Below are 19,416 nucleotides of genomic sequence, written 5' to 3'. Positions count from 1 at the left end.
ATGACCTCCGTTGCGCCGCCGCCCCGGCTCGTCGAGCTCGCCCACGCGTACGGCGTCGCGACCGAGTACTGGGACTGGGTGGGGCAGCACGTCACGGTGTCGGCCGAGGCGATCCGGGCGGTCCTCACGGCCCTCGGGGTGGAGGCGGGTGACGACGACGCGGTCGAGGCCGCGCTCGTCGACGTCGAGGTGGCGCCGTGGCGGCGCACCCTGCCCGCCACCGTCGTGGCTCGCGAGGGATGGACGCCGTGGGTGCACGTCCACGTGCCCGCCGGGGCCTCGGTCACCCTCGAGGTCGTCCTCGAGGACGGGAGCACCCGGTCGGTGCCCCAGGTGGAGCGCTGGGTCGAGCCCCGCGACATCGACGGGCGCTCGGTGCGTGAGGCGACCTTCGAGCTGCCCGGCGACCTGCCCCTGGGGTGGCACCGGCTCGTGGCGTCCGGTGACCGGGCGCCGGTGGACCCCACGACGACCGAGGCGACCCTCATCATCACGCCGCAGCGGCTGGCCCTGCCCCCTGCGCTCGCCGAGGGGCGCGCGGTGGGCCTGCAGACGCAGCTGTACCAGGTGCGTTCCGAGGAGTCGTGGGGCATCGGGGACCTGCGCGACCTCGCCGACCTCGCGACGTGGGCCGCCGCCGCTCACGACGCCGACTTCGTCCTCATCAACCCGCTGCACGCGGCCGAGCCGGTGACGCCGGTGGAGCCCTCGCCGTACCTGCCGACCACGCGCCGGTTCGTCAGCCCCCTGTACCTGCGGGTCGAGGACATCCCCGAGCTGGCGCGCCTCGAGCACGCGGCGCACCGCCGCGTCCTCGGGCTGGCGGCGACGGCCCGCCGCCTCAACTCGGCCGACCGCATCGACCGCAACGCGGCCTGGCCGCTGAAGCAGGAGGCGCTGCGCCTCGTCTTCGACGCCGGGGTCACCGGGCAGCGGGAGACCTCGTTCGCGCAGTTCTGCGCGCGCGAGGGCGACGGGCTGACGACCTTCGCCACCTGGTGCGCGCTCGCCGAGGCGAAGGGGCTGCCCTGGACCGACTGGCCGGCCGAGCTGCACGACCCGGCCGGTGCGGCCGTCACGGCGTTCCGTGACGCGCACGCCGACGAGGTCGACTTCCACCGGTGGCTGCAGTGGCTGCTCGAGCAGCAGCTCGCGGCGACGCAGCACGAGGCCAAGGCGGCGGGGATGTCGCTCGGCGTAGTGCAGGACCTCGCGGTGGGGGTGCACCCGGTCGGCGCCGACGCGTGGGGACTGGGGGACGCGCTCGCCCGAGGGGTCACGGTGGGCGCGCCGCCCGACCAGTTCAACCAGCTCGGGCAGGACTGGTCGCAGCCGCCGTGGCGCCCCGACCGGCTCGCCGAGCTCGGCTACGCACCGTTCCGCGACATGGTCCGCACGGTGCTGCGCGACTCCGGAGGCATCCGGGTCGACCACGTCATCGGGCTGTTCCGGCTCTGGTGGATCCCCTCGGGGGGCACCCCGGCCGGGGGCACGTACGTCCACTACGACCACGAGGCGCTCATCGGCATCCTCGTGCTGGAGGCACAGCGCGCCGGCGCGGTCGTCATCGGGGAGGACCTCGGCGTCGTGGCGCCGGAGAACCGCGACTACATGCTCGAGCGCGGGCTCCTCGGCACCTCCATTCTGTGGTTCGAGTGGGAGGGCGACCGGCCCAAGCCGCCGGAGCACTACCGCGACCTGTGCCTGTCGACCGTGACGACGCACGACCTGCCGCCCTCGGCCGGGTACCTCTCGTTGGCGCACGTCGACATCCGCGAGTCGCTGGGGCTGCTGACCCGGCCGGTGGAGGAGGAGCGGGCGCAGGAGCTGGCGTCGATCGCGAAGCTGAAGGACGCGTGCGTCGAGCGGGGGTTGCTGGCTCCCGGTGCCGACACCGAGGAGGTCATCGAGGCGCTGCACCGCTGGATGGCGCAGACGCCCAGCCGGATGCTCGCGGTGTCGCTGGCCGACGTCGTCGGGGACCTGCGCGCGGTCAACCAGCCCGGCACCAACGACGAGTACCCCAACTGGCGGGTGCCGCTGGCGGGTCCGGACGGGCAGCCGCTGTCGCTCGAGGAGGTCAAGGGCGCCGAGCAGGCCGGCCCCCTCTTCGCCGCCCTACGCGGCGAACCCCGCGACACCTGACCCACCCGCAGCACCCACCGCGCCAAATCCCCCGCTACGGGGCAGTAAGTGTCGTGATCCCAGCACTTACTGCCCCGTAGCGCGCGATGTAGAGGGCGCCGTGAGGGCCTTCGGCTGGTGGCTGCGGCTCCGACAGTTACAGGAACTCAGCCGGCGCGCGCTATTCGAGGCTCGGCGACGAGCGGAGGACGCGGCCTCGCGGCGGCGACCGCGTACGCCGCTTCCACACGCCGGAGCGTGGCATCGGGATCACGTCGCATGCGTAGGGGCGTGATGCCCACGACGACCGCACCGGCCGCCGTCAGGTCGGAGTCCTTTTCCACGGTGTCCTCCCACTGGTCGCCGTCCTGGTGGAACTTGCGCGAGTGGACCATCACGGCGAGGGCGACGTCATCGAACCAGACATCGGGGGTGACGAGACGACGGCCGCCCTCGGTGTGCAGCGTGGGATTCGCCCACGCCTGGGAGAGCAGTCGGGAGCGGGCGACGAGGGTGAGCACCTCGGCCTCAGGCACCGACCAAGCGCCCGATGCGGCGGCGTCGAGAGCGTCGTGGAGGCTCGCGGCATCCCGGGTCCTGAGTCTGAACACCCATTCGGCGAGGTCGTCGACGGTGGCGAGGTCTCGCTGGACCGCCTCGATGAGGATCGCGGACCGGTCGCTCTCGGTGCGGGCCAGCCGTGCTGCATCGACCGCAGCCCTCGCGGGCCCGGAGAGCCGCAACGAGCCACGTCGAATGACCGAGAGGTCGTCGAGGAGTGACTTCCTCACGTCGGCGAACCCGCGACGCTTCGCGCGGTGGGTGGCCGGAACGAGGACGTGGATCGTCCCGGCTTCGCTGATCGAGGTGATGCCGTGGAGGCGTGCGGCGGTGGGGCCGGCGAGCACTGATTGCGGGCCGGCCCAGAGCTGGGCGGCCATGCACCGCTGACGGAACGATGGCTCGGCGCGGGGAACCAGGTAGACGCACGGCAGGAGCACCCGCCAGGTCCGGCCCGCCTGCCAGCGGATCGTGGCCTTGGTGACGCCGTTCCCCAGTAGCTGGGCACGCGTCACGACGCCGTCCTGGTGCGCAAGGAGACGCAGAACCTCGTCCGGTAGCTCTTCCATGGGTCAAACGTCGCGGCGGACGTCGTGCGGCAACAGGCACGAGTCGGGACTGTGGACAAGTGCCCGGCTGGGAGCTCCCTGTGGATGGCCGTCTTTCGCGCAGCCCACGGCACTCGCTACGGTGCAGTAAGTGTCGTGATCACGACACTTACTGCCCCGTAGCGCGCACAGGGTGTGGGTGTGAGCCGTGTTCGGGGCGTTGTGGGCGGGGCGGGTCAGGTGGGGAGGGGGGAGCGGGACTCGGCGACGACGGTGGCGAAGCGCTCGGCGAGGGTGCGCCACCCGGTGCGCAGGGTCTCGCGGGCGGCGGTGACCGACGCGAGCAGCAACTCCTGCTCCTGCGTGAGGCCGTCGGGGGAGTCCCAGCGCAGCCACGCGGCGAACACCTCGGGAGAGGTCTCGGGGTGGAACTGCACGCCCCACGCCCGCGGCCCGTACCGCAGCGCCTGCGGCCGGCCGTCGGGCAGCGTCGCGAGCAGGGTCGCACCGGACGGGACCTCGAGGACGACGTCGTCGTTGTAGTGCACCGCGACGTGCCCGTCGAAGCCGCCGAGGAGGACGTCGTCGTGCCCCTCTGCCGTCAGCGCCACCGGCACGAGGCCCACCGTGCGGCCCGAGGGGTTGCGGTCCACCACGCCGCCGAGTGCCACCCCGGCCAGCTGGTGGCCCAGGCACACCCCGAGGGTGGGGACGTCACGCGCCACGGCATCGGCGATGAGGGCGCGGGTCGGGGCCAGCCACGGGGCCAGGGCGTCGTCGCACGCACCCATCGCGCCGCCAAGGACGACGAGCCCGTCGTGCGCTTCGTCATCGAGCCGGTCGGCCACGGGCTCCCCGAGGTCGGCCCGCACGACGTCGAGGTCGACGCCGAGGTCGGTCCACCACTCGCCCAGCCACGCCACGGGGGCGTCGGGCTCGTGCTGGACGACGAGGAGGCGCGCGCTCATCCCCGCCATGGTGCACCGGCGCGCGGGAGGACGACGGAGGCGTCCGGCATCAGACGTGGGACCCGACGAGGGAGCCGATGGCGTAGGTGACCACCATCGCCACGATGCCGCCCGCGACGACCCGCAGGGTGGCGCGCCGGGCGTCGGCGTCGCCGAGCCGGGCGCTGAGCACGCCCGTCCCGGCCAGGGCCAGCACCACCGCCACCCCGGTCACCGGCACCCGCGCCGACACCGGCGGCAGCACGATCGCGACAAGCGGCAGCAGCGCCCCCACCGTGAACGCCGCCATCGACGCGAACGCCGCCTGCCACGGGCTGGTGAGGTTGTGGGGGTCGATGCCGAGCTCGGCCTCCGCGTGGGCGCCGAGGGCGTCGTGGGCGGTGAGCTCGACGGCGACCCGCTGGGCGAGCTCGGGGGACAGGCCCTTGCCCTCGTAGATGGCGGCGAGCTCGGCGAGCTCGGCCTCGGGCTCCTCCTCGAGCTCGCGGACCTCCTTGGCGAGCAGGGCCCGCTCGGTGTCGCGCTGCGTGCTCACCGAGACGTACTCGCCCACGGCCATGCTCAGGGCGCCGGCAGCCAGGCCCGCGACCCCGGCCGCGAGCACGGGCCCCCGCGCCGACGAGGCCGCGGCCACCCCGACCACGAGGCCGGCGGTCGCCACGATCCCGTCGTTGGCCCCGAGCACCGCGGCGCGCAGCCAGTTCAGCCGGGCCGCGAGCGACCCGTCGTGGGCCTCGCCGTGCTCCGGGACGTCGGACACCTCGGGGGCGTCGGAGACGTCGGTGGGTCGCTCGGCCGCGGTCTGCTCAGCCACCGGGGGTGGCGCCTTCCGCACGGGCGGCCGCCGAGATCCGGTGGGCGAGCTCGATGTCGAGCTGGGTGAGGCCGCCGGCGTCGTGGGTGGTGAGCAGCCACGACGTCGTGCGCCAGCGGATGTCGATGTCCGGGTGGTGGTTCATCTGCTCGGCCTCGTCGGCCGCGGCCGCGACGAGGCGGATGGCGGCGGGGAAGTCGGGGGCCTCGATGGTCGCGACGATCGCGTCGCCCTCGCGGGACCAGCCGGGCAGGCCCTCGAGCTGGGTGGTGACCTCGTCGTCGGTGAGGAGTCGGCTCATGCGCGCCATCATCCTCCACGCGAGGGCGGGGCTGCAGGTGAGGTGGTCCTCACCCGCCGCCCCGCTCCGCTCACATCGCCTCGGTGACCGAGGCCGGGCCCATGAGGCTGTCGCCGTCGCCCGTGGTGTCGACCTGCTCGACCGAGACGGCCCTCACCTCGTGCGGCTGCAGCTCGCCGCTGGCGATCTGCTCGGCCCAGTGGCAGGCCACCCGGTGTCCCGGGTCCATCCCGTCGACCTCGATGACGCGCAGCTGCGGCCGCTCCTGCGTGCACCGGGTCTCCTGCTTCCACGGGCAGCGGGTGTGGAACCGGCAGCCCTTCGGCGGGTTCGACGGCGAGGGCAGGTCGCCGGTGAGCAGGATCTGCTCGCGGCTGTCCTCGATCGTCGGGTCGGGCACCGGCACGGCCGACAGCAGAGCCCGCGTGTACGGGTGCAGCGGCGTCGCGTAGAGGTCGTCGGCCGTCGCCTCCTCGACGAGCCCGCCGAGGTACATGACCCCGATCCGGTCGCTGATGTGGCGGACCACCGCGAGGTCGTGCGCCACGACGAGGTAGGTGAGGTCGAACTCGTCCTGCAGCTGCTCGAGGAGGTTGATGACCTGCGCCTGCACCGACACGTCGAGCGCCGAGACCGGCTCGTCGGCGACGATGAGCTTCGGCTCGACCGCGAGCGCCCGGGCGATGCCGATGCGCTGGCGCTGTCCGCCGGAGAACTCGTGCGGGTACTTCTGCAGGGCCGCGGCCGGGAGGCCCACGGCGGCCAGCAGCTCGCGCAGCCGCTTCTTGGTGGCGGCGTCGTCGTCGGCCAGGCCGTGGGCGCGCATGCCCTCGACGAGCAGCGACTCCACCGACTGGCGGGGGTCGAGGCTGCTCATCGGGTCCTGGAAGACCATCTGGAAGTCCTTGCGGCGCCGGCGCAGCTCCTCGCCCTTGAGCGAGGCGACGTCGGTGCCGTCGATGAGGACGGACCCCTCGGTGGGCGGCTCGAGGTTGAGGATGGCCTTGCCGAGCGTGGACTTCCCGCACCCGGACTCGCCGACGAGCCCGTAGGTCTCACCGCGCCGGATCTGCAGGTCGACGCCGTCGACGGCGTAGACGTGCCCCACGACCTTGTCGAGGATGACGCCGCGCTTGATGGGGAAGTGGACCTTCACCCCGCGCACGTCGACGAGCACGTCGCGCTCGGTGGCCGGGGTCTCCGGTGCCACGGCGGTGTCGGTCATCGGGCCACCTCCACGGGGTTGTGGCAGCGCAGCGCGCGCCGGTACGACTCCTCGAGCACCGGGGTGGTGCGGGTGCACACCTCGATGGGCTGCGAGCACCGCGGGGCGAACGCGCAGGCGCTGTCCCAGGGCAGGTTGTCGGCGACCGACCCCGGGATGGGGGTCAGCTTCTCGCCGCGGGGGGCGTCGAGCCGCGGGATGGAGCCGAGCAGCCCGGCGGTGTACGGGTGGCGCGGGTCGGCGAACAGCTCGTGGCGCTCGCCCCGCTCGACGATCCGGCCGCCGTAGAGGACGTTGACCTCGTCGCACAGGCCCGCGACGACACCGAGGTCGTGCGTGATCATCACCAGCGCCGTGCCGGTCTCGACGACGAGCTCCTTGAGCAGCGCGAGGATCTGCGCCTGGATCGTCACGTCGAGCGCTGTCGTCGGCTCGTCGGCGATGAGCAGGCGCGGGGCACACGCCAGCGCCATCGCGATGAGGGCGCGCTGCCGCATCCCGCCCGACATCTGGTGCGGGTAGTCCTTGAGGCGGCGGTCGGGGTCGGGGATGCCGACCCGCTGGAGGAGGTCGCGCGCCACGGGCTGCGCCGCCTTGCGCGACATCCCGCGGTGCCGTTCGAGGACCTCGGTGACCTGCAGCCCCACCGGGACCACGGGGTTCAGCGAGGACAGCGGGTCCTGGAAGATCATCGCGATGTCGCGGCCGCGTCGGTCGCGCATGTCCTCCTGGCCCAGGCCGAGGAGGTTGGTCCCCTCGTAGGAGGCCTCGCCCTCGACCGTGACGCCGCGCCGGGGCAGCAGCCCCATGATCGCGAGCGAGGTGACGGACTTGCCGCAGCCGGACTCGCCGACGAGGCCGACGGTCTGGCCGGGGTGGACGTCGAAGCTCACGCCGTCGACGGCGCGGAAGGCCTCCTCGCCGCGCCGCTGGAAGGTGACCCTGAGGTCACGCACGGACAGCAGCGGCTCCGTGCCGCGCGGGGTGGGGTGGGGTGGGGTCGCCGTGGCGGTCATCGGCACGTCACCTCCTGCTCTTGGGGTCGAGCGCCTCGCGCAGCGACTCACCCATGAGGGTGAAGCCGAGGGCGACGACGATGATGCACAGCGCCGGGTAGAAGGCGAGGTGCGGGTGGTCGTAGATGAACTGCTGCGACGCCCCGAGCATCTGGCCCCACTCGGGGGCGGCGTCGTCGGGGTTGCCCAAGCCGAGGAACGACAGGGCGGCCGCGTCGATGATCGAGGTCGCGAGGACGAGCGTCGCCTGGACGATGACCGGCCCGAGCGAGTTGGGCAGCATGTGCCGGAAGACGATCGCGTTGGGCCTCACGCCCAGGGAGCGGGCGGCGAGGACGTGGTCGCTGGATCTCTGCGCGAGCATCGACCCGCGCAGCAGCCGGGCGAAGACGGGGATCTGGACGATGGAGATCGCGAGGATGACCGTCCACTGGCTCGGGCGGCTCGCGAGCGCCGCGATGGAGAACGCCAGGAGCAGGGAGGGGATCGAGAGCAGCACGTCGACGATGCGCATGACGAAGGAGTCGACCCAGCCGCCGAACGCGCCGGCGAGGACGCCGAGCACGAGGCCGCCGAACAGCCCGATCAGGGTGGCGAGGACGCCGACGATGAGGGTCTGCCGGCTGCCGACGATGAGGCGCGAGAGGAAGTCGCGACCCTTGTTGTCGGCGCCGAACGGGAAGCCCGGCTCGGGACCGGGGATGGGGTTGCTCTGCTGGCGCACCTTGTCGATGAGGTAGCCCACCGCGGGGTCGTGCGGGGCGACCCAGGGGGAGATGACCGCGAGGACGACGAAGACGGCCGTGATGCCGAGCCCGAGGAGGAACACGGGGTTGCGCCGCAGCCGGGCCCAGGCGCTCGCGATGAGCGAGACACCGGGGGCCTCGTCGATGGACCCCGCGTCGGCGACGGCCACGCCGCCGGCGGAGGAGGCCGCGAGGTCGTCGATCCGCTGCTTGCGGCTCTTCATGGGGTTGGTGGGGGTCATCGGGTCCTCACCCTCGGGTCGATGATCGCGTACGAGATGTCGACGAGGAGGTTGACGACGACGTAGATCGCGGCGGCCGCCAGGATCAGCACCTGCAGCACCGGGAAGTCCTTCTGCGAGAACGACTGGGCCAAGGCCGACCCGATGCCCGGGAAGTTGAACACCGACTCGGTCAGCACGGCGCCGGCGAGCAGCCCACCCACCTGGAGACCGATCGTCGTGACGACCGGGAGGAGGGCGTTGCGCATGACGTGGCGCGCCCGGATGACCCGCGCCGTGAGGCCCTTGGACTCGGCAGTGCGGACGTAGTCCTCGTCGAGGACGTCGAGCACGGAGGCGCGGGTGATCCGGTAGACCACGGCGAAGGGGATCGTCGCCAGGGTCACGGCCGGCAGGACGAGGTGCTTGAGGGCGTCGGCGGAGCAGTCGAGCTCGCGCGTCATCAGCCCGTCGAGGACGAAGAAGCCGGTGACCCGCGTGCACCCCAGGCCCGGGTCCTGGCGGCCCGAGACCGGGAAGACGTTGTGCTCGACCGAGAGCTGGTACTTGAGGACGAACGCGAGGAAGAAGACCGGGACGGCGACGCCGATGAGGGACAGCACGACCAGGCCGCTGTCGAGGGCCGAGTTGTGCCTCCGGGCGGAGACGTAGCCCAGCGGGATCGCGAGGACGATCGCGATGACGAGGGCGGCCACGCTCAGCTCGATGGTGGCGGGCAGGCGGGTCAGGAAGATGTCGAAGGCGTCGCGCCCGGGGAGCACGGCCGTGGAGGCCCCGAACTCGCCGGAGGCCGCGCGCTGCACGAACTTGCCGTACTGCACCCAGACGGGCTGGTCGAGGCCGAGCGCCTTGGTCAGCGCCTCCCGCGTCGCGGGGGTGGCCCGCTCACCCAGGAGGGCGGAGACGGTGCCGCCCGGCAGGGCCTTCAGCCACAGGAACAGCATCAGGGACAGGACGACGACCACTCCCACCATCTGGAAGAGGCGTCGGATGATGAATCTGGCCAAGGTGGGTGCTCCTCGTTCGTCGCTGAAACGGCGGTGGCCGCCTCGGACCCTAACGGTCCGAGGCGGCCACCGGGAACTTCGCTGGCTGTGACCAGTTCGAGGCGGGAGCCCCTACGAGGTCACTTACCACCCACCGTGACGCCGTCGAACGTCTCGGCGGTCAGCGGGCTCGCGACGAGACCCGTCACGCCACCACCGGTGACGAGGGCCGGCGGGGAGTGGCTGACGGGGATGCCCGGCAGGTACTCCTCGGCGATCTGCTGGTTGATCTTCTGGTAGGCGGCCTCGCGCTCGCCCTCGTCGACGATCGCGTCGGCCTTCTTGAGGTCGTCCGCGAGGGTCTTGCCGAACGGCAGCACCTTGGTGTGGAAGTCGTTCGCGTCCACGTTGGCGAAGAACGTGCCGAGGAAGTTGTCGGCAGCGTTGTAGTCACCGGTCCAGCCGAGCAGCCACGCGTCGTACTTGCCCGCGTTGACGTCGTCCAGGTACCCACCGTTCCACGGCTTGCTGACGACCTCGACCTTGATGCCGGCGGCCTCGAGGTCCTTCTTGAAGGCGTCGTGGATCTTCTGCGGGTCCGGCATGTACGGACGCGACACCTCGGTCGGGAACGCGAACTGCAGCGTCATCCCCTCGGCGCCGGCCTCCTTGAGGAGGGACTTGGCCTTCTCCACGTCGTACGCGTACGGCTGGAGCGAGGTGTTGTAGCCGGCGACCGTGTCGGGCATGAACTGCGACGCGACCTTGGCACCCTCGGGCAGCTGGGTCTTGACCATCTGGTCGCGGTTGAGCGCGTACGCGATGGCCTGACGGACCTTGAGGTCCTTCAGCTTCGGGTTCTTCTCCGGGTTCAGACCCATGTAGAGGATGTTGAACGCGGGGCGGATCTCGACCTTGTTGCCCGAGTCCTCCAGACCCTTCCAGTCGACCGGGTTCGGCAGGTCGTAGCCGTCGATGGAGCCGGCCTGCAGCTCCTGGCGACGGGTGGACTCGTCGGGGATGATCTTGAAGGTGATCTTGGCCGTCTTGGGCTTGTCGCCGTAGTACATGTCGTTGGCGACGAGCGTGACGGTCTTGTTGGCCTCGTCGTACTTGTCGAGCTTGTACGGGCCGATGCCGACGGGGGCGGTGGAGTACGCCGGGTAGGTGAAGCCCTCGCCCGCGGCGACGACGTTGTTGGCGTCCCCGGCCTTGAGCGCCTTCGGCGACTGCATCGAGAAGCTGTCGAGCGACAGGATCGTCGGGAAGCTCGAGGTCGCCCGCGTGATGGTGATCGTCGCGGTGGACTCGTCCTTGGGCGTGCAGCCCTTGAAGAGGGAGTCGGCGGGCTTGTCGCTGAACGAACCGAAGAAGTACGTCCAGTACTCGCCGGCGGTCTGGCCGGCGCCCTTCTGGTCGAACATGCGCTGCATGTTGTAGCAGACGGCCTCGGCGTTGAACGGCTCACCGTCGGAGAACTTCACGCCCGTGCGGAGCTTGAAGTCCCACGTCAGGCCGTCCTCGGACGGGGTCCAGCTCTCGGCCAGCTCGGGCTGGATGTCGGCCGTGCCCGGCTTGACGCCCAGCAGGCCCGAGTGGATCTGCCGGGTGACCCGGAACGTCTCACCGTCCGTCGCGTAGAACGGGTCGAACACCTTGGGGGCGCCCGCGGCGCCGAACGTGAACGTGTCCTTCGTGGTGCCGCCGGTCGAGCCGGAGGCGCCGCTGCCGGAGTCGCGGTCCGACTGCGCGCAGGCCGTCACGGTGAGGGCTGCCGCCGCCATGAGGACGACCGGCACCTTCCGCTTGAGCTTCATCGATAAACCTCGCTTGGGTGTGCGAATGCTCGGGACGGCCGGGTCGGACGCCCGAGTAACGGTCCGGCGAGCGATGCGGCACGCCGCACCATCCACCGATAAGGCCGGACCATAACGGCAAAAGCACGCGCCGGACCGGCACGTGGCCATTGGTTATGCAGTTGAGACCCGCCGGGACCGAACGGGTGGGGGCGCGGGCGCGTTACACCCGATTCGGTCGTGGCCGCAAGACCTGAGAGACTGGTGGGCATGTCTGCCTCCCGCCGCGACGACCTCCGCAACGTCGCCATCGTCGCCCACGTCGACCACGGAAAGACCACACTGGTCGACAAGATGCTCTGGCAGTCCGGTGCCTTCGGGGAGCACGACCACATCGCCGACCGGGCGATGGACTCCGGTGACCTCGAGCGCGAGAAGGGCATCACCATCCTCGCGAAGAACACCGCCGTGCACTACGCCGGCAAGGCGGCGCTCGACGCCGGCCTCGCCGACGGCATGACGATCAACATCATCGACACCCCCGGCCACGCCGACTTCGGTGGCGAGGTCGAGCGCGGCCTGTCGATGGTCGACGGCGTCGTCCTCCTCGTCGACGCCAGCGAGGGCCCGCTGCCGCAGACCCGCTTCGTGCTGCGCAAGGCGCTCGCCCAGCAGATGCCGGTCGTGCTCTGCATCAACAAGGTCGACCGCCCCGACGCCCGCATCGCCGAGGTCGTCGACGAGGTCTACGAGCTCTTCATGGACCTCATGGTCGACGCCGAGCACCACCAGGACCAGCTCGAGTTCCCCATCGTCTACGCCTCGGCCAAGGCCGGTCGCGCCTCGATGAACCGCCCCGCCGACGGTGGCCTGCCCGACGGCGAGGACCTCGAGCCGCTGTTCCGCACCATCATCGAGACCATCCCCGCGCCGTCGTACGACTCCGACGCCCCGCTGCAGGCGCACGTCACCAACCTCGACGCCTCCAACTTCCTCGGGCGCCTCGCGCTGCTGCGCGTGCACAACGGCACGATCCGCAAGGGCCAGCAGGTGGCCTGGTGCCGCCGCGACGGCACCGTGGAGAAGGTCAAGATCACCGAGCTGCTGATGACCGAGGCGCTCGAGCGCCGCCCCGCCGAGTCGGCCGGGCCGGGCGACATCATCGCCGTCGCCGGCATCCCCGAGATCACCATCGGCGAGACCCTCGCCGACGCCGACGACCCGCGCCCGCTGCCGCTCATCACCGTCGACGAGCCCGCGATCTCGATGACGATCGGCATCAACACCAGCCCGATGGCCGGTCGCGTCAAGGGCGCCAAGGTCACCGCGCGCCTCGTCAAGGAGCGCCTGGACCGCGAGCTCGTCGGCAACGTGTCGATGCGCGTGCTGCCCACCGAGCGCCCCGACGCGTGGGAGGTCCAGGGCCGGGGCGAGCTCGCGCTGGCGATCCTCGTCGAGCAGATGCGCCGCGAGGGCTACGAGCTCACCGTCGGCAAGCCCGTCGTCGTCACCCGCGAGGTCGACGGCAAGGTCCACGAGCCGATCGAGCGCGTCACCATCGACACCCCCGAGGAGTACCTCGGCGCCATCACCCAGCTGCTGGCCGCCCGCAAGGGCCGCATGGAGCAGATGACCAACCACGGCACCGGCTGGGTCCGCATGGAGTACCTGGTGCCCTCGCGCGGGCTCATCGGCTTCCGCACCCAGTTCCTCACCGACACCCGCGGCACCGGCATCGCCAACCACGTCTTCGAGGGCTACGAGGCCTGGGTCGGCGACATCTCCACCCGGATCAGCGGCTCGCTCGTGTCCGACCGCTCCGGTGCGGCCACCGCCTACGCGATGGCGAACCTCCAGGAGCGCGGAACCCTCTTCATCCCGCCCACGACCGAGGTCTACGAGGGCATGATCATCGGGGAGAACTCCCGCGTCGACGACATGGACGTCAACATCACCAAGGAGAAGAAGCTGACCAACGTGCGCTCCGCCGGTGCCGACGTCCTCGAGCGCCTCGCGCCCCCGCGCGCGCTCTCCCTCGAGCAGTCGCTCGAGTTCTGCCGCGAGGACGAGTGCGTCGAGGTGACCCCGGACGCCGTGCGCATCCGCAAGGTCGAGCTCGACCAGACCCTGCGGGCCCGCTCGGCCGCCAGGGCTCGCAGGGGCTGACCGACCCGTGGCGAAGCAGACCCCGCCGACCCCGGAACCGGCGAGCGCCGACGGCGCCACGACCCGCGCGACCCGTCGCGCGGCGCGGCGTCGCCGTCGGCCCAGCCGGGTCCAGGTCCTCGTCGCGGTCGTGGGGGTCCTCGCCCTCGTCACCGGCCTCGTCCTCGGGGTCCGGTACCTCAACAGCCGGGCGGACACCCCGCCGGACACGGCCGCCGCCACGTCGGCGGTCGGTGACCGCGTCGACACCGACGGGGGCACGCTGCACGCCCTCACCCTCGGGCCGGTCACGACCTGGGACCCCCAGCGGATCGCCTCGCGCGACGACATGGCCTTCGCCGGTCGCGTCTTCGCCCGCACCCTCACCGCCTACGCGCCCAGCACCGACCCCGACGACCAGGCGCGGCTCGTCGGCGACCTCGCCACCGACACCGGGACCCCCGGCAAGGACCTGAAGACCTGGTCGTTCACCCTGCGCGACGACGTCAAGTGGCAGGACGGCAGCGCGCTGACCTGCGCCGACGTCGCCTACGGCATCTCGCGCACCTTCGCCACCGACGTCATCGGCGGCGGCCCCACCGACGCGCTCGCCGTGCTGGCCATCCCGCGCCAGATGGACGGCACGAGCACCTACGCCGGCCCCTACGCCACGGGAGCCGCCGCGGCCGCGGGCCAGGCGGCCTTCGACAAGGCCGTCACCTGCAAGGACCAGACGATCACCTTCACGCTCAGCGCGCCGCTCAGCGACTTCAACGAGCTGGTGAGCCAGCCCGCCTTCGGCCCGGTGAAGAAGTCCGAGGACCGGCGCGACGCCGGCGGCTACGACGTCTTCTCCGCGGGGCCGTACATGCTCCAGGGCACGTGGTCGGCGGGCAAGGGCGGCACCTTCGTCCGCAACCCCGCGTGGAGCCAGGACTCCGACCCCGTGCGCAAGGCGCACCCCGACGTCATCCGCTTCCAGGAGGGCCTGGACACCCAGGCCGTGGCCCAGCAGGTGATGGCCGACGGCGACACCGGCCGCTACTCGGTGGCCCTCGGCTCGGCCCCGCCGGCCATCCAGCAGCACATCACGGCGGTGCAGTCGCTGCAGGAGCGCTCGGTCAACCCGGGCACGGGGGTCGTCGACTACCTCGTCCCCAACCTGCGCAGCGAGGTCTTCGCGGACGAGAAGGTCCGCCAGGCCCTCGCCGCCGCCACCAACCGCGACGCCTACGTCACGGCCATCGGGGGCGTCACCGCCGCGGAGCCGTCGCGCTCGCTCATCCCCGCCTCGCTCCCGGCGGCCCACGACGCCGACCCGATCGGTACCGGCACCAAGGGCGACGTCGCGCGGGCCAAGGCCCTGCTCACCGAGGCGAAGAAGACCGGCCCCGTGCCCTTCACCGTCGCCTACCGCTCCAACCCGACCGCCGACAAGGCGATGGCGGCGCTCGTCGCGGGCTGGCGCCTGGCCGGCTTCGAGCCGACGACCAAGCCGGTCACCGACGACTACTTCACCCAGATCAGCGACCCGAAGGCGGCCACCGGCATCGACCTGTTCTGGTCGAACTGGGCCCCCGCGTGGGCGTCGGCCTCGACGATCCTGCCCCCGCTGTTCGACAGCTCGATCAACATCACCAAGGTGGGGCCCGGCCGCGACTACGGCTACTGGGACGACCCCAAGCTGAACCAGACGATGGCCGCCGTCCAGGGCATCGCCGACCGCGGTGAGCGCGAGTCGGCCTGGGCCGGCATCGACGAGGACCTGCTCCTGCGCGGTGCGTACATCGGGCTCGCCGAGCGCAAGGCCCTGTACGTGGCGGGCTCGGACGTCCGCAACCTGTCGGCCAACGCGGTGGGTGGCGGCGTCGTCGAGTTCGCCGACATCGCGGTGGCCCGGTGACCGGCCTCCTCGACCACGTCGGGGAGCTCGGCAGGCCGGCGCGGCTGCTGTTCGTCCACGCCCACCCGGACGACGAGACCCTCGCCACCGGCGTCGCCCTGGCCCACCACGTCGCCCGCGGCGACGAGGTCCACGTCCTCACCTGCACGCTGGGGGAGGAGGGGGAGGTCATCCCCGCCGACCTCGCGCACCTCGAGGGCGCCGACGGCGACCCCCTCGCGGCGCACCGCCTCGGCGAGCTGCGTAGGGCGATGGACGTCCTCGGGGTCACCCTCCACCTGCTCGGCCCCGGCCCCGACGGGCTGCCCACCCGCTGGCGCGACTCCGGGATGGCCGGCTCGCCGGCCTCGCGGCACCCACGGGCCTGGGCCGGCGCCGACCTCGCCGACGCCGCGGCCGCCGTGCGCGCCGTGATCGACGCGGTCGCCCCCGACGTCGTCGTCACGTACGACGCCACCGGCGGGTACGGCCACCCCGACCACGTCCGCACCCACGAGGCCACACTGCACGCCGTGGCGACGAGTGCGGAGCCGCCCGTGCTCCTCGGCACGGTCACGCCCGTGTCCTGGGTCCTCGAGGACCGCGCCTGGCTCGCCGCGCACGTCCCGACCGACCGTGGCCTCGTCGTCCCCGGTGAGGACGACCCGTTCGCGACGTCCGTCGTCCCCGACGAGGTCGTCACGCACGAGGTGCTCGACCCCGCGGTCGTCGGGGTGCAGGAGGAGGCGCTGCGCCACCACGCGACCCAGGTGGTCGTGGGCGAGGGCTGGTTCGCGCTGTCCAACCACGTCGTCTCCCGCCTGGCCGGGCGCGAGGGCTACGCACGGCTCGACCCCTCCACGGGTCGTCCGGTGCCGAGGGAGTCGGCGTGAGCACCGACCTCGACCCCGCCGTCTTCCGCCAGGCCATGGGGCGCCTCATCAGCGGCGTCAGCGTGCTCACGACCTTCGCCGGGGGCCACGACCACGCGATGACCGCCGACACCCTCACCTCGGTGTCGCTCGACCCGCTGCTCGTCCTCGTCTGCGCCGAGACCGAGAGCCGCTGGCACGGCGCCGTGCTCGAGGCGGGCGTGTTCGGCGCCAGCGTCCTCGCGGCCGACCAGCGTCCCCTCTCGGACTGGTTCGCCACCCGCGGACGCCCGCTGCACGGCCAGCTCGACCGCGCGCCGCACCACCGCGGCGAGGCCACCGGCGTGGCCCTGCTCGACGGCGCCCTCATGCACCTGGAGTGCCGCACCACCGAGGTGCACCCCGCCGGCGACCATGCGATCGTCGTCGCAGAGGTCCTGAGCATCGCCCTGCCTGACACCGTCGGACCTGCCCTGGTCCACTTCCGAGGACGCTACGGGAGCATCGCATGACCCTGGAGACCCTGTACGACGAGGTCGAGTGGGAGGAGCCGCAGCAGCCGGCCCGCTCCCGCTGGCCCCTGTTCACCGGCCTGGCGCTGCTGGCGCTGGTGGTCGCGTACGTCGTGGCCGCGGCCGTGCTCGGCAACCGGGTGCCCCGCGACACCACCGTGGCCGGGGTCGCCGTCGGCGGCCAGAGCGCCGCCGCCGCGAAGGCCACGCTCACCTCGAGCTTCGGCGACGCGTCGGGCAAGCCGCTGACCCTCGCGTCCACGGCCGGCAAGGTCGAGGTCGCGCCGAAGGACGTCGGCCTGGCCGTCGACGTCGACGAGACCGTCGACGGGCTCGTCGGGTTCTCGCTCCTGCCCGCCGACGTGTGGCGCCACCTCGCCGGGGGCGGGGCCGAGCCGGCCGTCGTCACCGTGAACGAGCCGGCCCTCACGGCAGCCGTCGAGGAGGCCCGCGCCGAGCTCGACGCGAAGCCGGCCGAGGGCTCCATCTCGCTGGCCGGTGGCACCGTCAAGGTCACCCCGCCCGTGTCCGGCACGACCGTCGACCCCGCCGGCACCGTCGACGAGGTCAGGCGCTGGTGGCCCGGCGAGACCACCGTCGAGGTCGCGGCCACCCAGGTGGCCACGAAGGTCTCCGCCGACGAGCTGGCCCGGGTCAAGGCCGAGTTCGCCGATGTCGCCGTCTCCGCGCCGGTCACCGTCACCGCCGGCGGCAAGACGTTCGACATCGCGCCGAAGGACTACGTCGGTGCGGTGGTCCTCGCCCCCGACGACGCCGGCACCATCACCCCGCGCGCCGACGACGAGAAGCTGAGCGCCCTGGTCCACGCCGCCGCGAAGAAGGCGAAGGTCGAGGTCGAGGCCAAGGACGCCGTCGTCACCTTCTCCGGCCGCACCCCCACGGTGAAGCCGCACGTCGCCGGGCTCGCCCTCGACGACGCCTCGCTGCGCACCGAGGTCTGGAAGGCCATCGGCGGCACCGAGCGCACGGCCACCGTCGCCACGAAGGCGACCGAGCCGACCTTCACCACCGCGATCGCGAAGAAGACCCTCCCCAAGGAGCGGATCTCCTCCTTCACGACGAACTTCCCTGCGGGACAGCCCCGGGTGCACAACATCCGGCTGGCCTCGCGCCTCATCAACGGCACCTACGTCCCGCCGGGCGAGCAGTTCAGCATGAACGCGATCCTCGGCCAGCGCACCCCCGAGAAGGGGTACATCAAGGCCGGGATCATCCGGGCCGGCCGGGCCGCCGAGAACTACGGCGGCGGCATCAGCCAGGTCTCCACGACGATCTTCAACGCGGCCTTCTTCTCGGGCATGAAGCTCGACGCGTGGACGCCGCACTACTACTACATCTCGCGCTACCCCGAGGGGCGCGAGGCGACGATCTCGTGGCCCGACCTGCACAACAAGTTCACCAACGTCACCGACGGCGGCGTGCTCATCCAGATCAGCACGACGAGCACGTCGATCACGGTGAGCTTCTACGGGACCAAGAAGTACGACATCGAGGCCACCAAGAGCCCGCGTCGCAACTTCGTGCAGCCCAAGAAGTACACCGACGACGACCCGGAGTGCCTCAACCAGAGCCCGGTGCCCGGGTTCACCGTCGACGTCGGCCGGATCTTCAGGCAGGGCGGGCAGGTCGTCAAGCGCGAGTCCTACACGACGACCTACCGGCCGGAGGACGACGTCACCTGTACGAACCAGAAGCCACGTTGACGTAGACGTGGTGGCGCTCGAGCCCGTGGCGCTCGTACAGGCCCAGCGCCGCCGTGTTGTCGGCGTCGGTCTGCAGGTGGAGCGAGAGGGCGCCCCGGTCCTCCGCCTCGCGCGCCAGGGCGCGCAGCAGGGCGGTGGCGACCCCGCGCCGGCGCGCGGTGGGCGGCACCCACATCGCGGCGATGCCGCCCCAGCCGTCGGCCAGCCCGAGGCGGCCCACGCCGAGCAGCCCGCCGTCGGCGTCGCGGGCCGTGGCGAACACCTGGTCCGGTGACCCGGTGAGGATGGCGCGCGCCGCCTCCTCGTCGACCTCGCGGTAGGAGCGGTAGGCGGCGAACCAGTCGTCGTCGAGCTCGCGGGACAGCACGATGTCGGGCGTCGTCGAGCTCGGCTGGGGGACAGCCGTGTCCGCGATGGTGCGGGTGGCCGCGGTGAGGGTCACCGTGGGCTGTCGCTGGACCCAGCCCCGGGCCAGGGCCTCGACGGTGACCGGGTCGGTGGCGGGGTCGGTGCCCACCGGCACGGCCACGGTGAGGTTCGCCGGGAGGTCGCGGGCGGCGTACCAGCCCTCCACCTCGTCCAACGCGTCGGGGAGGGGACGGCCCGGGTCGCCGGTGGTGACGACCGAGTTGGCCCGCTGCGTGAAGCCCCGCGACGCCCGCAGCAGCCAGTCGCCGAGGCGGGCGGTCTCCATCGCCGGCCACGCCCCGACCATCACTCGCTGGAGGTCCTCGACCGACAGGGCCCGGTGCGGCGCGCCGCGCCGCGAGGGCTTCGGCGGGACGACCTTGAGGTGGGTGACCACGGCCCGCTCCACGCGCACCGGTCCGCGCCGGGTGTCGACGACGAACCCGAGGGCGTCGGCGGCGACGAGGTCACCGACGACGTCGGTGAGCGTCGCGCCGGACAGCGGGTCGGGGGAGGGGAGCCGGTGTCGGACCACGACGCGCGACC

Annotated in this window: 16 protein-coding genes; 6 read left to right on the top strand and 10 right to left on the bottom strand. The window is 72.3% G+C overall.

Annotated elements, in window-relative coordinates; translation table 11 throughout:
• Positions 1–2,145, top strand: coding sequence for a 4-alpha-glucanotransferase (gene malQ / locus ACFLFB_RS14915; RefSeq protein ID WP_392542964.1), 2,145 nt, complete (start codon positions 1–3; stop codon positions 2,143–2,145).
• A gap of 146 nt (positions 2,146–2,291) precedes the next feature.
• Here malQ and ACFLFB_RS14910 read toward each other — a convergent pair whose 3' ends face one another.
• The 9 genes from ACFLFB_RS14910 to ACFLFB_RS14870 form a co-directional block, all read right to left on the bottom strand.
• The gene (locus tag ACFLFB_RS14910; RefSeq protein WP_392542963.1) at positions 2,292–3,200 is read right to left on the bottom strand and encodes a hypothetical protein; all 909 of its coding nucleotides are present in this window, start codon (positions 3,198–3,200) and stop codon (positions 2,292–2,294) included.
• Positions 3,201–3,469: 269 nt separating this feature from the next.
• On the bottom strand, positions 3,470–4,201 hold the full coding sequence (locus ACFLFB_RS14905; RefSeq protein WP_392542962.1) for a type 1 glutamine amidotransferase: 732 nt from the start codon (positions 4,199–4,201) through the stop codon (positions 3,470–3,472).
• A 49-nt stretch (positions 4,202–4,250) separates the two neighbouring features.
• A complete protein-coding gene (locus ACFLFB_RS14900) occupies positions 4,251–5,015 on the bottom strand; it encodes a VIT family protein (protein WP_392542961.1) in 765 nt (254 codons plus the stop codon).
• Entirely contained in the window at positions 5,008–5,316 is a 309-nt protein-coding gene (locus ACFLFB_RS14895; protein WP_392542960.1) for a 4a-hydroxytetrahydrobiopterin dehydratase, read from the bottom strand. Before ACFLFB_RS14895 ends, ACFLFB_RS14900 begins: the two co-directional genes overlap by 8 nt.
• A 70-nt stretch (positions 5,317–5,386) precedes the next feature.
• A complete protein-coding gene (locus ACFLFB_RS14890; RefSeq protein WP_392542959.1) occupies positions 5,387–6,541 on the bottom strand; it encodes an ABC transporter ATP-binding protein in 1,155 nt (384 codons plus the stop codon).
• Positions 6,538–7,557 (bottom strand): ABC transporter ATP-binding protein, encoded by a 1,020-nt coding sequence (locus tag ACFLFB_RS14885; protein WP_392542958.1) that lies wholly within the window; start codon positions 7,555–7,557, stop codon positions 6,538–6,540. Before ACFLFB_RS14885 ends, ACFLFB_RS14890 begins: the two co-directional genes overlap by 4 nt.
• Positions 7,558–7,564: 7 nt before the next feature.
• Positions 7,565–8,545, bottom strand: coding sequence for an ABC transporter permease (locus tag ACFLFB_RS14880; RefSeq protein ID WP_392542957.1), 981 nt, complete (start codon positions 8,543–8,545; stop codon positions 7,565–7,567).
• Positions 8,542–9,552: an ABC transporter permease gene (locus ACFLFB_RS14875; protein ID WP_392542956.1), complete on the bottom strand. Its 1,011-nt coding sequence runs from the start codon at positions 9,550–9,552 to the stop codon at positions 8,542–8,544. Before ACFLFB_RS14875 ends, ACFLFB_RS14880 begins: the two co-directional genes overlap by 4 nt.
• Positions 9,553–9,671: 119 nt before the next feature.
• The gene (locus ACFLFB_RS14870) at positions 9,672–11,348 is read right to left on the bottom strand and encodes an ABC transporter substrate-binding protein (protein ID WP_392542955.1); all 1,677 of its coding nucleotides are present in this window, start codon (positions 11,346–11,348) and stop codon (positions 9,672–9,674) included.
• Positions 11,349–11,597: 249 nt separating this feature from the next.
• Between ACFLFB_RS14870 and typA the strand changes: the two genes are divergently transcribed.
• The 5 genes from typA to ACFLFB_RS14845 are packed head-to-tail and all read left to right on the top strand — an operon-like array spanning position 11,598 to position 18,462.
• The gene (gene typA / locus ACFLFB_RS14865) at positions 11,598–13,493 is read left to right on the top strand and encodes a translational GTPase TypA (RefSeq protein ID WP_392542954.1); all 1,896 of its coding nucleotides are present in this window, start codon (positions 11,598–11,600) and stop codon (positions 13,491–13,493) included.
• A 7-nt stretch (positions 13,494–13,500) separates the two neighbouring features.
• Positions 13,501–15,375, top strand: coding sequence for an ABC transporter substrate-binding protein (locus tag ACFLFB_RS14860; protein ID WP_392542953.1), 1,875 nt, complete (start codon positions 13,501–13,503; stop codon positions 15,373–15,375).
• Positions 15,372–16,247, top strand: a complete 876-nt coding sequence (gene mshB, locus ACFLFB_RS14855) for an N-acetyl-1-D-myo-inositol-2-amino-2-deoxy-alpha-D-glucopyranoside deacetylase (protein ID WP_392542952.1) — start codon at positions 15,372–15,374, stop codon at positions 16,245–16,247. The genes ACFLFB_RS14860 and mshB overlap by 4 nt, the downstream gene beginning before the upstream one ends.
• The gene (locus ACFLFB_RS14850) at positions 16,244–16,738 is read left to right on the top strand and encodes a flavin reductase family protein (RefSeq protein ID WP_392542951.1); all 495 of its coding nucleotides are present in this window, start codon (positions 16,244–16,246) and stop codon (positions 16,736–16,738) included. The genes mshB and ACFLFB_RS14850 overlap by 4 nt, the downstream gene beginning before the upstream one ends.
• The gene (locus ACFLFB_RS14845) at positions 16,735–18,462 is read left to right on the top strand and encodes a VanW family protein (protein ID WP_392542950.1); all 1,728 of its coding nucleotides are present in this window, start codon (positions 16,735–16,737) and stop codon (positions 18,460–18,462) included. Before ACFLFB_RS14850 ends, ACFLFB_RS14845 begins: the two co-directional genes overlap by 4 nt.
• Here the strand turns inward: ACFLFB_RS14845 and ACFLFB_RS14840 are convergent.
• The gene (locus ACFLFB_RS14840) at positions 18,434–19,405 is read right to left on the bottom strand and encodes a GNAT family N-acetyltransferase (protein ID WP_392542949.1); all 972 of its coding nucleotides are present in this window, start codon (positions 19,403–19,405) and stop codon (positions 18,434–18,436) included. The genes ACFLFB_RS14845 and ACFLFB_RS14840 overlap by 29 nt on opposite strands.
• Between the last annotated feature and the right edge of the window lie 11 nt (positions 19,406–19,416).

This window comes from Oryzobacter telluris (assembly GCF_043099285.1).
In the GTDB taxonomy this organism is placed as follows: domain Bacteria; phylum Actinomycetota; class Actinomycetes; order Actinomycetales; family Dermatophilaceae; genus Oryzobacter; species Oryzobacter telluris.
This window is presented reverse-complemented; position numbering and strand designations above follow the sequence as displayed.

Coding starts and splice junctions, on each gene's coding strand:
- malQ (WP_392542964.1), top strand. CDS start 1: ATGACCTCCGTTGCGCCGCCGCCCCGGCTCGTCGAGCTCGCCCACGCG.
- ACFLFB_RS14905 (WP_392542962.1), bottom strand. CDS start 4,201: ATGAGCGCGCGCCTCCTCGTCGTCCAGCACGAGCCCGACGCCCCCGTG.
- ACFLFB_RS14895 (WP_392542960.1), bottom strand. CDS start 5,316: ATGAGCCGACTCCTCACCGACGACGAGGTCACCACCCAGCTCGAGGGC.
- ACFLFB_RS14890 (WP_392542959.1), bottom strand. CDS start 6,541: ATGACCGACACCGCCGTGGCACCGGAGACCCCGGCCACCGAGCGCGAC.
- ACFLFB_RS14885 (WP_392542958.1), bottom strand. CDS start 7,557: ATGACCGCCACGGCGACCCCACCCCACCCCACCCCGCGCGGCACGGAG.
- ACFLFB_RS14880 (WP_392542957.1), bottom strand. CDS start 8,545: ATGACCCCCACCAACCCCATGAAGAGCCGCAAGCAGCGGATCGACGAC.
- ACFLFB_RS14870 (WP_392542955.1), bottom strand. CDS start 11,348: ATGAAGCTCAAGCGGAAGGTGCCGGTCGTCCTCATGGCGGCGGCAGCC.
- typA (WP_392542954.1), top strand. CDS start 11,598: ATGTCTGCCTCCCGCCGCGACGACCTCCGCAACGTCGCCATCGTCGCC.
- ACFLFB_RS14845 (WP_392542950.1), top strand. CDS start 16,735: ATGACCCTGGAGACCCTGTACGACGAGGTCGAGTGGGAGGAGCCGCAG.